This is a genomic window from Ruegeria sp. BB9 (genome assembly GCF_056539345.1).
Genome location: NZ_JBQFUU010000001.1, coordinates 1,023,558 through 1,036,154 on the forward strand (window position 1 = coordinate 1,023,558; position 12,597 = coordinate 1,036,154).

At 60.2% G+C, this 12,597-nt stretch carries 13 protein-coding genes; 1 reads left to right on the forward strand and 12 read right to left on the reverse strand.

All coding sequences use genetic code 11. The features are described from left to right. Position 1: 1 nt before the first annotated feature. The 12 genes from bamA to ACR0FC_RS05210 form a co-directional block, all read right to left on the reverse strand. Positions 2-2,362, reverse strand: a complete 2,361-nt coding sequence (bamA, locus tag ACR0FC_RS05155; protein WP_170338688.1) for an outer membrane protein assembly factor BamA — start codon at positions 2,360-2,362, stop codon at positions 2-4. A 127-nt stretch (positions 2,363-2,489) separates the two neighbouring features. Further along, positions 2,490-2,618 carry a hypothetical protein gene (locus ACR0FC_RS05160; protein WP_254920122.1) on the reverse strand — a complete coding sequence of 43 codons (129 nt, stop codon included), beginning with the start codon at positions 2,616-2,618 and terminating at the stop codon, positions 2,490-2,492. A gap of 103 nt (positions 2,619-2,721) precedes the next feature. After that, positions 2,722-4,074 carry an RIP metalloprotease RseP gene (gene rseP / locus ACR0FC_RS05165; RefSeq protein WP_093962009.1) on the reverse strand — a complete coding sequence of 451 codons (1,353 nt, stop codon included), beginning with the start codon at positions 4,072-4,074 and terminating at the stop codon, positions 2,722-2,724. Between the two features lie 4 nt (positions 4,075-4,078). Continuing rightward, positions 4,079-5,251, reverse strand: a complete 1,173-nt coding sequence (dxr, locus tag ACR0FC_RS05170) for a 1-deoxy-D-xylulose-5-phosphate reductoisomerase (protein ID WP_170338690.1) — start codon at positions 5,249-5,251, stop codon at positions 4,079-4,081. Next, on the reverse strand, positions 5,251-6,033 hold the full coding sequence (locus tag ACR0FC_RS05175; RefSeq protein ID WP_170338692.1) for a phosphatidate cytidylyltransferase: 783 nt from the start codon (positions 6,031-6,033) through the stop codon (positions 5,251-5,253). The genes dxr and ACR0FC_RS05175 overlap by 1 nt, the downstream gene beginning before the upstream one ends. Continuing rightward, positions 6,030-6,761: a polyprenyl diphosphate synthase gene (gene uppS, locus ACR0FC_RS05180; protein ID WP_170338694.1), complete on the reverse strand. Its 732-nt coding sequence runs from the start codon at positions 6,759-6,761 to the stop codon at positions 6,030-6,032. The genes ACR0FC_RS05175 and uppS overlap by 4 nt, the downstream gene beginning before the upstream one ends. Before the next feature lie 9 nt (positions 6,762-6,770). Beyond that, positions 6,771-7,334 carry a ribosome recycling factor gene (frr, locus tag ACR0FC_RS05185; protein WP_170338696.1) on the reverse strand — a complete coding sequence of 188 codons (564 nt, stop codon included), beginning with the start codon at positions 7,332-7,334 and terminating at the stop codon, positions 6,771-6,773. 184 nt (positions 7,335-7,518) lie between these two features. Beyond that, on the reverse strand, positions 7,519-8,514 hold the full coding sequence (acuI, locus tag ACR0FC_RS05190; protein ID WP_170338698.1) for an acryloyl-CoA reductase: 996 nt from the start codon (positions 8,512-8,514) through the stop codon (positions 7,519-7,521). Positions 8,515-8,602: 88 nt separating this feature from the next. Then, the gene (locus tag ACR0FC_RS05195) at positions 8,603-9,706 is read right to left on the reverse strand and encodes a dimethylsulfoniopropionate demethylase (RefSeq protein WP_170338700.1); all 1,104 of its coding nucleotides are present in this window, start codon (positions 9,704-9,706) and stop codon (positions 8,603-8,605) included. After that, complete coding sequence (locus tag ACR0FC_RS05200; protein WP_170338702.1) at positions 9,707-10,234, reverse strand: DinB family protein; 528 nt, start codon at positions 10,232-10,234, stop codon at positions 9,707-9,709. Further along, on the reverse strand, positions 10,234-10,938 hold the full coding sequence (locus tag ACR0FC_RS05205) for a DUF1326 domain-containing protein (RefSeq protein WP_170338704.1): 705 nt from the start codon (positions 10,936-10,938) through the stop codon (positions 10,234-10,236). The genes ACR0FC_RS05200 and ACR0FC_RS05205 overlap by 1 nt, the downstream gene beginning before the upstream one ends. A 4-nt stretch (positions 10,939-10,942) precedes the next feature. Beyond that, entirely contained in the window at positions 10,943-11,734 is a 792-nt protein-coding gene (locus ACR0FC_RS05210) for a DUF2182 domain-containing protein (protein ID WP_170338706.1), read from the reverse strand. Between the two features lie 85 nt (positions 11,735-11,819). On the opposite strand from ACR0FC_RS05210, the gene ACR0FC_RS05215 reads away from it, so the two are divergent. Then, positions 11,820-12,551 carry a FadR/GntR family transcriptional regulator gene (locus tag ACR0FC_RS05215; RefSeq protein ID WP_170338708.1) on the forward strand — a complete coding sequence of 244 codons (732 nt, stop codon included), beginning with the start codon at positions 11,820-11,822 and terminating at the stop codon, positions 12,549-12,551. The last annotated feature ends 46 nt before the right edge of the window (positions 12,552-12,597 follow it).

Here is a 12,597-nt window from a genome sequence, read left to right on the forward strand (position 1 = left end):
GTCAGAACCGTGCCTGAATTGTAAAGTCGAAGTTCTGCTCTTTGTCGAAGTCTTCCTTCTTCACGGCCTGCGAGAAGTTGAACCGCAGCGGACCGAACGGCGTATCCCATAGCAGCGAGACGCCGATAACCTGACGGATCGAGCCATCTGCGCCGACGATATTGGCACCTGTCGTATCAACATTGTTAATGTTGTACAGGTTGCCGATGTCATAGAAGACACCGCCGCGCAGCCCCAGTTCTTCGGGCAGCCCCAACGGGAAGTCCGACTCGAACCGGGCGACCCAGTAGTAGTTGCCGCCGATCGCATCATCCTGCCCGTTCGACAGGTCACGAGGGCCGATACCGGCCGGCTCGAAGCCGCGGAACGTTGTCGGACCCAGAACATAACGGTCAATTGCCCGGCTGAAGTCGTCACCCTGCCAATGGAGCGCGCCGGCCTCGAAGGACGCGCGCAGCGTCATTTCCTCGTTAAGGACCTTTGTTTGGGCAATCGCCCGGGTCGAGGTCTTGAAGTACTTGTTGTCGCCACCAAGGCCAGCCGCGTCCACGCCGACCTCGAACAGAACACCTGCATTCGGGTTCAGGCCGCCCAGTCGGCTGTCATAGACATAGGCCAACCCCAGCGAGCTTGTCGAACGTTTGCCTTGCGCGATTTCCGACGCGATGACTGCCCCGTTTACCTCATCGTCCTGTTGCGACATTTCGGACTTGTTCCAGTTGTACCGCAGCCGCAACGAGGACAGTTCGCCAATTGCGTAACTGATCTGCGGATTGAAGAACACACTCTTGGTGTCATAGCTGGCAAAGCTGGAATTGGTTCTCGAAAGACCAAAGCCCAGATCAAAACGCAGTTTGCGGCCCAGCAGATACGGTTCGGCAAAGTTGATGACGTACTGCTCAGAGTCCTGCGCAGTCGACAGCGTCAGGCCAAATTCCTGTCCGCGCCCGAGGAAGTTCCGTTCCTCAAGCCGGATGGCGATCCCGAAACCGTCGGAAACCGAGTAGCTACCGCCCAACGCCAGTGAACCGGTCGGCTGCTCTTGGACATCCACGTCCACGATCACCTGGCTGGGGCTGGACCCTTCGCGGGTTTCCACATCCGCGACCGAGAAGAAACCCAAGGCCCGGATACGTTCGGCGCTCTGCCGGATTTCGCGCGGGTTGAAGGGGTCACCCTCTACCGTGTCGAACTGGCGCCGGATGACCCGGTCTAGAGTGGTCGTGTTGCCCTCGATGTCGATCCGTTCGACAAAGATGCGCGGGCCTCTGGTCAGCACGAACTGAACATCCAGCGTCAGGTCACGGTCGTTGCGGGTCACGCGCGGCTCAACACGTAGGAAGTCGACGCCCTGCTTCAGGCCAAGACGTTCCTGCCGAGCGATCGAATTCTCAATCAGAGTTGGCGAATACGTGACACCAGGTTTGATCTTGAGGGCCTTCTGATACTCGGCCGCATCAACGCCCGGGATTTCGCTGACTGTCGAGATGTTGCCGAACGAGAATTTCTGACCTTCGGTGATGTTCATCACCAGATAAAAGGCGTCGCGCTCCCGCGTGAACTCGACATTGGCGCTGTTGATCCGAAAATCGACATAGCCGCGCGACAGGTAGAAATCACGCAGAACCTGTTTGTCGAATTCGATGCGGTCGGCAATGAACGTGTCACCGCGCAGGAAGGTGCGCAGGATGTTGGCCTGCTTGGATTCAAGGACACGGCGCAGACGACGGTCGGAATAGGCGCGGTTTCCAACAAAGCTGACGCGCTCGATCTCAATCGTGGTGCCTTCCGCCACTTCAAAAACCAGGTCCACCCGGTTGTCGCTGCGGCGGATGATCCGCGGAATGACAGTGGCCGATACGCGGCCTTGCGCCGAGTAGATTTCGGCGATCTTGTCAGCGTCGGACTCCGCGACTTGCGGCGTAAACACGCGGCGCGGCTGCGACGAGATTGCCTGGATCAACACGTCATCCTTGACGCGGCGATTGCCCTCGATGCTGATCTTGTTGATCGTCGGATACTCGGCGACCTCGATCACCAGAGTGTTCCCTCGCGGGGTCAATTCGACTGTCTCAAAAACACCACTGTCAAGCAAACGCTGGTAGGCGTCATTCAACTGGCCCGCAGTGACTGTCTGACCGGGTGTGATTCCTGTCCGGGCGATGATGGTGGACGTCTCAATGCGACGGTTGCCCTGAACATCGAACGACGAAATCGTGTAGGTCTGGGCCTGGGCGGCTTGCGGAACCGCCGTAAAACTCATTGCCGCAAAGAGGAAAAAAATCGTTAGTGCCCGCCACAAAATGTTGCCGTGCGGTTGCGCAGTACCGCAGGATGTGCCCGCGCCTCTCCTGTAAGCCATTTTTGTCTCTACCTAGAATTTCGGACTTTAGAAGTTGAGTAGCCGCTCTGGTGGGCCTTGTCAAAAGCACAAACGAAAAACGCGACCGGATCGGTCGCGCTCGGGTCGTTCAGCTGGGTATGGGGAATCACATACCGGCCAGATATGCGGCGCCTGCCAGTGCCAAAGCGGTCAGCCCAAAGCTCAGCAACGCGTCCCAGTTCAATACGAACAGGAAGCTGAAGCCCCGATAGGAATTTCGCAATGCCTTGGTCATTGGTTACAGCCCGCTTAATTGCATGTCTCGGCAGAATTACCCCAAACAAACTAGGTTTGAATTGAGGCAATTTTGCGACCGCAACGCGTCAATGCCGCCACAATCAGCAGAACAGGTCGTTGCTTACCGAGAAGATCATGAGGCTGAGAATTAACGTGATGCCCACCGCCATCAACAGTTGCAAAGCTCGGTCGCTGGGCGGTTTCCCCGCGACTGCTTCGTAGGCGTAGAAAACAAGGTGCCCCCCGTCCAATGCCGGGATTGGGAACAGGTTCAGCAAGCCTACAGCAGTGGACAGAACCGCGATGAAGAAGATGAAGCTCTGCGCCCCTTGGCTCGCCATCGCGCCCGAGGTTTCCGCGATACCAATGGGTCCGGACATGTTGCAGGTGCTGATCGCACCGGTGACCATGTGCCATATGCCGGACAGCGACCCCTCGATGATGCGGCCGGTCTGGATGACACCGCCATGCAGCGAGTCGACTAGACCCGCAGGTTCGGTCGCCGGGACCAGCATCATGCCGCCGACGATTCCAATCCGCCATTCGGTTTTGAAGCCGCCGTCCGCCTGTGGTTCATCCGTGCGACGCGGCGCCAGTGCAAATTCCAACTCGGCGCCGTCGCGCCAGACGTCCAGCAGAAGCACCTTTCCGTCCGAGCTTTCGACCTTTTCCTTGAGCTGTTCGAAGGCAAAAATCGGGTCGCCATCAACCGAGGTGATGACGTCGCCCGCCTGCAACTGGATATCCATCGCAGCACTGCGCGGGGCGACCTGCTGGATCAAGGGCGGGAACAGCCACGGAGCCGACACGTCGAGGGTCTGGCCGTCGCGGATGACAGTGTATTCGAGAACCGGCTGCACCGGCAGCGCTTCGGTAAACTCGGTCCAGGCCCCCTCCTGATCGAAATCAGGCGTGGGGATGCCAGCGATCGCAACGATTTCGTCCCCCTCCTGAAGCTCCTGCACGGTGCCCGGCAGAGGTTTCAGCGATCCGACCGTCAGTGGCTCGCGGGTCACGCCTTGCGACCAGAAGATCAAACCGAAGACAAGGATCGACAGAACGAAATTGAAGACCGGCCCGGCTGCAACCGTGGCTGTCCGCGCCCAAAGCGGTGCGCCATGCATCGTCCGACGCAATTCTTCGGGGCTTTGCGTGGTGATTTCGGCCATCGTCTCGGTGTCCTTGCCCGAGGCCGCATTGGCATCGCCCAGGAATTTCACGTAACCGCCAAAAGGCAGCAGAGCGATCTGCCATTTGGTGCCGCGTTTGTCCATTCGGCTCCATAGCACCGGACCAAACCCCAACGAGAACACCTCGGCATGGATCCCCGACCAGCGGCCAACGATGTAGTGCCCGTATTCATGCACCGCCACGATGACGGACAGCGCCACGACGAATGCGGCAATCGTATAGACCAGCCCTCCAAATTGCGGGATCAGCGAGAGTATGTCCAAAATTCTATCCTGCTCTTCGTAGTACGGCGTCATCCACCCATTGACGTGCCAGATGGTCCGTTTTCAGGACGTTATCAAGGGTCAAAGGGGCATCAATAAGGCCGCCTGCATCGTCGAAACGGCCCAGAACGGCGGCCACGGCGTCGGTCATGTCCAGAAAGCCGATGCGTTGACCGATGAAATGATCCAACGCACGCTCCTTGGCGGCGTTGAAGATCGCGCCTGACAGGCCACCGCGCTGCATGACCTCGCGGGCCAGCCGCAGGGCCGGGTAACGCGCCGGGTCCGGATCACGAAAACGCAGCTGGCCCAACTTGGCCAGGTCCAGGCGCGGCACCGGCAGGTCGCGCCTTTCGGGCCAATGCAGTGCATAGCCGATCGCATGCCGCATATCAGGCGCGCCCAAATGCGCCATCACTGCGCCATCGCGAAATCCGACGAGAGCATGCACGATGGATTCCGGGTGAACCACAACCTCGATCCGTTCAGCGTTGATCCCGAAAAACTCTTTGGTCTCTATTACTTCCAGCGCCTTGTTGAACATCGAGGCGCTGTCGATCGTTATCCGCTGACCCATGTCCCAATTGGGGTGGCTCGAAGCTTGCTCGACCGTAGCGCCGGCCAGCTTCTCGACCGGCCAGTCGCGAAAGGCGCCGCCGCTGGCAGTGATGATGATGCGCTCGACCGCATCCATGTCTTCACCCACAAGCGCCTGAAAGACCGCCGAATGCTCGCTGTCGACAGGCAGCAGACGCGCGCCATGGCGTTCCGCGGTTTCCAGAACAAGCGGGCCGGCACACACCAGCGTTTCCTTGTTTGCCAAGGCCAGGGTCGCGCCTTGCTTCAAAGCCTCAAGCCCCGGCGCCAAACCGGCCGAGCCAACAATGGCGGACATGACCCAGTCTACCGGGCGAGCGGCCGCTTCGATCAGCGCGGTTGCGCCCGCGGCAGCCTCGATCCCTGTGCCGGACAATGCATCACGAAGATCATCCAGATGCTGGTCAAAGGCGGTTACTGCCACTTCAGCGCCCAGCCGGCGGGCGTCCTGCGCCAACTGCCGGACATTCGCCCCGCCGGTGACGGCGACCACCTTGTAATCCTCCGGGGCCCGAGCAATCAGATCGATCGTATTCTGGCCAATCGATCCGGTCGCGCCGAATATCGAAACCTTTCGCATCAGATTTCCCCGGGCGAATAGACCAGCGACGCGATCAGAACCATCAGCGATGCACCCATCATGCCGTCAAATCGATCCAGAAAACCGCCATGTCCTGGCACCAGGTTCGAGCTGTCTTTGACCCCGAACCGCCGCTTGACGGCGCTTTCCACGATATCACCGGCCTGGCTGGCCATCGAGGCCAGGACCGAAACCAAAACAAACCGGTAGCCAAACCCGGCATACGCGGCAACGGCTGCGCCCACCAGCGCGGCTGCCACCCAGCCGCCCGCCGTGCCCGACCAGGTTTTCTTGGGGCTGACCCGCGGCCAGAACTTCGGGCCACCGAACGTCTTTCCCACGAAGTACCCAGCTACGTCCGTGGCAACGACGACCAAGATCAACCAGACCATCCAGCCAAACCCCATCGTCTCGCGGATCTGGATAAACCCGTAACCCGCACAGGCAATCCACATGGCAAACAGCACGTAGATCCCGCGTGAGTGCGAGACCTGCCCTGCCCCGACCAGTGCGGGTGCGATCAGAAAGGGCAGTTTGTAGAGCGGCGGAACATGATAGCTGAGCATGACGGCAACGCCGGTCAGGATTCCCAACTGAACCGCGACGCCCATCCGATCGGAATCGATCATGCGAACCAGTTCCCAAGTCATCAGACCACACGCGGCGGCAACAAATGTCTCAAACCATAGTCCGCCCAGCCAAACCTCGACCGCTCCAATTGCGACCAGTACCAGGGCAGACAACACCCGGGTGGTGAGGTCGGACCATCGGCCGTCCGTCATGCCGGAACTGCTCCGAACCGGCGTTCACGCGACCCGAAGCTCTTGCACAGCCGTTCCAGCTCGGCCGCGGTGAAGTCGGGCCAGAGCGTGTCGATGAATTCGTATTCCGAGTAAGCGGATTGCCAGAGAAGGAAATTCGATATCCGCGCCTCGCCACTGGTGCGAATGACCAGATCGGGGTCAGGCAGGACGCGCGTGTCCAGATATCTGGGCAGCGTTTCCTCGTCGACATCTTCGGGCCGCAGGTTGCCTGCGGCAACGTCCCGCGCCAGCCGCTTGGTCGCCCGGGCCACTTCGTCCCGACCACCATAGTTGAGAGCGACGGTCAGGTGGACAAGGTCATTGTCGGCCGTCTCGCGCTCCAGCGTGTCCATCAACTCGATCAGTTTGGCATCCAGCCGCACCCTGTCGCCGATGAATCGGACACGGATACCGTTTTGGGCCAGGGTTCGGGTTTCCTTGATGATGTAGCGCTTGAACAGGCTCATCAGACCGGCAACCTCGACCTGGGTCCGTTTCCAGTTTTCCGTCGAGAAGGCAAAAATCGTCAGGTACTTGATCCCCAGCCCCGGGCAGGCTTCGACCACTTCGCGCACCCGACGGGCACCGGCGTGATGCCCGTACAGCCGTGGCCGGCCGCGCGCCTGGGCCCACCTACCGTTGCCATCCATGATGATGGCCACGTGACGCGGACCACAGGGGGGCTCGTTTTGGGGATCAGCGGGCATGGCTTGCGCTCAAACCTGCATGATTTCGGCCTGCTTGGCCTCAAGGGCCGCATCCACGGCCTTGATCATCTGGTCGGTCAGTTCCTGTACCTCGGTTTCCCAGAACTTCTGATCGTCTTCCGACAGGCCGTCGGCCTTGGCTTTCTTGATCTGATCCATGCCATCGCGGCGCACATTGCGAATGGCAACGCGGGCGTGTTCGGCGTATTGCCCGGCCACTTTGCCCAGCTCGCGGCGGCGCTCTTCGTTCAGCTCGGGGATCGGCAGCATGATGATCGTGCCGTTCAGCTGCGGGTTGATGCCCAGTCCGCTTTCCCGGATCGCCTTTTCAACTTTGCCGACCAAAGACTTGTCCCAAACATTCACGGTGACCATGCGCGGCTCGGGAACGTTCACGGTGCCGACCTGGTTGATCGGTGTCATCGACCCATACGCATCCACCATAACCGGCTCGAGCATCGAAGCCGAGGCACGTCCGGTGCGCAGCGACGCGAATTCGGTTCTGAGGTTGGCCATCGCGCCATCCATGCGGCGTTTCAGATCATCGGTGTCCAGTTCAAAATCGTCAGACATGCTGCTCACTCCCCGTCTTCAGGTGATGTTGGAATGGCTCTTACGCCATCGCACCTGGGATGTATAGCAATCATGATCGGGAAATGTGGCAATGACCAGAGTTGTTTCCGCGAAAAACCCGATCCCCCAAACAAAAAAAGACCGGCCCTGTGGCGGGCCGGTCTGGCACAGAAAAAACCAAGGCTCAGGCGTTCAGGTCAACGACCACGCGTCCCTTGACCTGACCGTTGAGGATGTCGGCACCCAGCTTCGGAAGATCATTCAGAGTGGCCGGCTGAATCATCGCTTCCAGCTTGTCCATCGGCAGATCCGAAGCCACCCGCTGCCAGGCCCGCAGTCGGTTGTCGAACGGCTGCATCACGCTGTCGATACCCAACAGGTTGACTCCGCGCAGCAGGAACGGAATGACGGTCGCCGGCAAGCCCGCGCCACCGGCCAGACCGACCGCTGCCACTGAGGCGCCATACTTCATCTGACCCAGAACGCGCGCCAGCATTGCGCCCCCGACGGCATCAACGCAGCCAGCCCAGGTTTCGCTTTCCAGCGGACGTTTGGTGGTTTCGTTCAACTCGTCACGCGGCACGATCGACGTCGCACCAAGCGCCTTCAGATAGCCTTCGGTTTCAGGCCGCCCGGTCACTGCCGCAACTTCGTATCCCAGATTGGCCAAAATCGCCGTGGCAACCGAGCCGACGCCCCCGGCTGCACCGGTTACCAGAACCGGCCCGCGGTCGGGCGTCAGACCGTGATCTTCCAGCGCCATCACCGCCAGCATCGCGGTAAAACCGGCAGTTCCCACGGCCATGGCCTGGCGCGTGCTCAACCCCTCGGGCAGAGGGACGAGCCAGTCGGCCAGCGCGCTGGCCTTCTGGGCGTATCCGCCCCAATGCGCCTCACCCACGCGCCAACCGGTCAGCACGACCTTGTCGCCGGGTTTGTACCGGTCGTCCGAGGATTCTTCGACAGTTCCAGCATAGTCGATCCCGGGCACATGCGGATAATTTCGGACCAGACCGCCGCCCTTGGGCGACATGCACAAACCATCCTTGTAGTTGACGGTCGAGAACTCGACGGCCACACGTACTTCACCATGCGGCAAGTCATCTTCCGAGATCTGCTTGATCACCGGGCTGGCCAGTCCGCTTTCCTCGTCCTTTTCCATCACCAAAGCGTTGAACATATTCCAATTCCTTTCATTGACCGTGGCCCGAGCGATTTCTCATCTGGCCCAAATACTTCCCGGGCGCGTCCCGCGCGCCCTTCCCGGCTCAAATCCAGAACTTGTCCTGCACGATTGCAGTCCGCATTCCAGACGGCGTTTCGACTTCAACCTGCGTTCCCGGATCCCAATGGCTCAGCCGCAGCATACCGATCGACACGTTGGTTTGAAAATCCGGCGACCAAGTGGCCGAGGTCACTTGGCCCACACGCTTGCCGCCACCATAGACCGGCCACGGCCGATCACAGGGTGGCACCGCATCTCCCTCGATCGCGATCGGGCGGATTTGCTGAACCGGCCCCTCTTTGGCCACCCGCAGCAGAGCGTCCCGCCCGATGCAGCCAATGGCCGTATGCGTGTTGCAGAACTTGCCCAAACCGCACTCATGGGGCGTGTTGTCGTCGGTCATGTCGTTGCCGTAGGACAGCAACCCGCCCTCGATCCGCTCGATCAGGTTGGGGCAGCCCGCCCGAACCTGCAGGTCCTCTCCGGCGGCAAACAGCGCGTTCCACAAGGGCATGCCGATGTCGCCGCCCTCGACATAGATCTCGAACCCGCCCTGTTTGGAATAGCCCGACCGCGCAATCGCCAGATCACGCCCCTCGAACTGGAACATGTCGAACTTGAAAAAGCGGATATCGCGCACCCGGTCGCCAAAGACCCGTGCCATCAGGTCATCCGCCTTGGGTCCCTGCACCGCCAAAGGCGACACGTCCGGCTCATCCACCAGAACATCCAGTCGATACCCGTTGGCCAAGCCTTTGACCCACAACAGCAAATCGCTGTCTGCGATCGAAATCCACCAGCGGTCATCCGCCAGTTTCACCGCCACGGGATCGTTCAGCATTCCCCCGGTTTCGTCCACGATCGGCACATAGTAGCATTGGCCCGGCAACATGCCGCGCAGGTCGCGCGGGGTCAGCATCTGCATCAGCCGCGCGGCATCGGGGCCTCGCAGTTCGACCTGCCGCTCGCAAGACACGTCCCAGACCTGCACATGGGTCTTGAGATGCCGATAGTCGGCCTCGACGCTTTCAAACACCGTCGGCAGCAACATCCGGTTGTACACGGTATAGCCTTTGACACCGGCCGCCTCGACCCCGTCAGAGAACGGCGTGCGCCGGAGCCGGCGCGACAAAGAAATCTGTGGCACTTAGACCTCCTCGGGCAAGAAAACGAGATCACTGACCGGCGCCCCAGATCCGGCCTCGGTCAGCATTTTGTGGATTTGTCCCCGGTGATGCGTTTGATGATTGAAAAAATGCATCACGCACACGGCGTAAGGTAATGTAATGTCTTCTTCTTTTGCCGCGGAATACCAGGTGAACGGACCCGAGATTGGCTCGTCGCCCAGAGTTTCAACCCAAGCATCGATCCGCGCATCGATGGTCTCGCGCAGTGGAAGCCAGTGCGCCAGATCCGGGCACAGGTGGACGCTTTCGTGAATGCCGCCGCCCTTGCGGTGCGGATTGCTTTCAGGCCCCGACCCTTTGTCAAACCGGGACATCCAGATCCAGTCGCCCCACAGCAGATGGTTGGCAGTCCCCAGGATCGACCCGAAAAACGCTCCGCGTTCGCGGATCAACTCCTCGGGCGAAAGCTCTTGAAGAAAACCCGCCAACTGGCTGTTCTGCCAGCGGTTATAGCGGGCCATCTGCCGAGCATAGGCGCCGGTGATCATCACTTGGGTCCGTGCCAGTCGATCGGGCAGATTTCGGCCGATTTGCCGCCGAAATCCCAGACACGACCATAGTCGCGCACCTTCGACTTGGTGCCACGCGCCACGACGATGTCCGGACCCATCCAATACTTGGAGTTCGAAACCATGACCGGATGTTCGGGATCTTTGCCTGCCAGCATCTCGATCTCACCCTGGATCTTGCGGCCGATGACGATGCGGCGTTTGTTGCCGTCGCGCTCGATCTGCACTGGAGCACGCTCGGCCCCGATGATTTCACTCACCAGCATCGTGAACAGCCCAGTGGTGCCACCGGCCTGCCCGCTGAAAATCTGCAACAGGCCGTTGTACGCCTTGCCACTTGCGCGCTCATCCACGTAAGCGGCGACCTTCCACTGGCCTTCGCCCATCCGGCCGGGAATATCGACCAGCAGACCGACGTTCAGACCCGACAAGTCCTCACCTTCATAGTGTCCCTCGTCGATGATCACACCCATCCACGCATGACAATGCCCTTCGGTCGGAGGATGCGCCCCAAGCGAAACCACGCAGGGGCAGAACACGTCGCAGGAGCAGTTCAGAATAAGCTCACCCTTGATGGCCCAGTCCGTCGGGCTCATCTCTCGGCGCTTGGGATTGGGCATCCGGCTGTCAATTCGCTGACTGACCGGCAGCTTGTCGGCATCGGGTTTTCTGTTTTTTGCCATCGGCTTATCCTCCGTATGCAATTGGGTAGATCAGCAGCCCAAAGCCACCTGCAATCAAAGCGAAACCCAGCGGCCGTGTCAGAACATGACCGATCTGGGGCAATTTCTCCAACACCATGAACAGGGTCGCCAAACCCATCCACAGCAGGCTCATCACGCCTCCGACAAAGCCAAGCGCCATGAACCCCCAGCAGCAGCCGACACAAAAGGCGCCAAGCCCCAGCCCCATGCGCAGACCGCCAGAGAAACCGGTGCGCCAGTGTCCAAGGAAATAGGTCATGGGTGCATGACACACCCCGTGGCACACCTCCTTGGCTCGGGTGAACTGAAAGGCGCCGACGGCGATCAGAAGGCCGGCAGCAAAGAGCGGAGATTTGGCAATGCCCAGCATGTCGATCACGCCTCCGAACAGCAACGCCAGCTGAACACCTGTGATCAACGCGGCGAACCCGGCCCAGACTACGAAATAACCCATCAGAACGCCGACCCACCCGAGCCTTGTTCCATTGGCGCTCTGGATCAAATCTTCATAGCTTCTCAGTGTTGGAACCAACGTCGGAAGCATCATCGCGGCCATCATGATCGCCCACATCACGAACAGCGGGCCGAACTCGGCCATCGGCATGTACATGTCCATGCGGGGATCCATTGCACGCATCGCTTCGGCCATCGGCCCGGGTCGGCCAATCCAATCGACGCCCATGTCGCGGCTCATGGTGTACATCACCCACCAGGCCCACAGGATCAGGACGAAAAAGCCCAGCCACAAACCGTTGCGTAGAAGTGCCCGACTCATGTTCCCTCCCGACTCGGTGCTTGCTTTTCAAATGTCAGACTTTTAAATGTCAGACAAATAAATTTTTCACGGCGGCCTGCAGAATATGAAAATCGATCCTCAGAAAAGCACCGACCTGTCTGCACAGATCGCCCAGGCCATCCGTGATGCTATCGTATCAGGAGAGCTGATCGTGGACGCGCGCCTGCCCTCGGAATCCGAGCTGGCGGACCAGTTCCAGGTGTCGCGCCCCACTGTGCGCGAAGCGCTGAAACGGCTGGCGGCGCAATCGCTGATCCGCACCCAGCGCGGCGCGACGGGAGGTGCCTTCGTCAATCGGCTGAGTTTCCAGGACGCCTATTCCCAGCAGATCACGACTTCGACGCTGCTGCTTTCGATGAACGAGGTCAGTTTCGACACCGCTTGCGAGGCCCGCTATGCGTTGGAGCGGGCCTGCGCGCCCTTGTCCGCCCAACGGCGCACCGCGGATCAATTGGCCACCATGCGCGCGGAGATCTTCCGGCAGGCGCAGCCCGGCCTGACGGATGAGGCCTTCTGTGCGTCGGACGTGGCCTTTCACCGGGCGCTGGTCGATGGTGCGGGCAACCCTGTCCTGTCCTATCAACTGGCCGGCGCGGTCGAAGCGATGCAGCCCCTGATGAACATGATCACCTTCACCGCACGCTCGCGCGAAGAGATCATCCGCCTGCACAGCAAGATCGCCGACGCGCTGGAGGCGCAGGACGCCGAAACAGTCGACGCAGCTCTGGTCGACTTGGAAACCTACACACGCCGCCTGGCTCATGACGTGGCCGAACGTCGGCGGAAACCGGCCTGAAGACACTCTGAATACTTCTTGACGCATCACATCAACGGAAAGGACA

Excerpts from the sequence above, each read along its gene's own strand:
- acuI (WP_170338698.1), bottom strand. The coding sequence starts at position 8,514 with ATGTTCAACGCTTTGGTGATGGAAAAGGACGAGGAAAGCGGACTGGCC.
- bamA (WP_170338688.1), bottom strand. The coding sequence starts at position 2,362 with ATGGCTTACAGGAGAGGCGCGGGCACATCCTGCGGTACTGCGCAACCG.
- ACR0FC_RS05175 (WP_170338692.1), bottom strand. The coding sequence starts at position 6,033 with ATGACGGACGGCCGATGGTCCGACCTCACCACCCGGGTGTTGTCTGCC.
- ACR0FC_RS05215 (WP_170338708.1), top strand. The coding sequence starts at position 11,820 with ATGAAAATCGATCCTCAGAAAAGCACCGACCTGTCTGCACAGATCGCC.
- uppS (WP_170338694.1), bottom strand. The coding sequence starts at position 6,761 with ATGCCCGCTGATCCCCAAAACGAGCCCCCCTGTGGTCCGCGTCACGTG.
- dxr (WP_170338690.1), bottom strand. The coding sequence starts at position 5,251 with ATGCGAAAGGTTTCGATATTCGGCGCGACCGGATCGATTGGCCAGAAT.
- ACR0FC_RS05205 (WP_170338704.1), bottom strand. The coding sequence starts at position 10,938 with ATGGCAAAAAACAGAAAACCCGATGCCGACAAGCTGCCGGTCAGTCAG.
- ACR0FC_RS05160 (WP_254920122.1), bottom strand. The coding sequence starts at position 2,618 with ATGACCAAGGCATTGCGAAATTCCTATCGGGGCTTCAGCTTCCTGTTC.
- ACR0FC_RS05210 (WP_170338706.1), bottom strand. The coding sequence starts at position 11,734 with ATGAGTCGGGCACTTCTACGCAACGGTTTGTGGCTGGGCTTTTTCGTC.
- ACR0FC_RS05200 (WP_170338702.1), bottom strand. The coding sequence starts at position 10,234 with ATGATCACCGGCGCCTATGCTCGGCAGATGGCCCGCTATAACCGCTGG.
- frr (WP_170338696.1), bottom strand. The coding sequence starts at position 7,334 with ATGTCTGACGATTTTGAACTGGACACCGATGATCTGAAACGCCGCATG.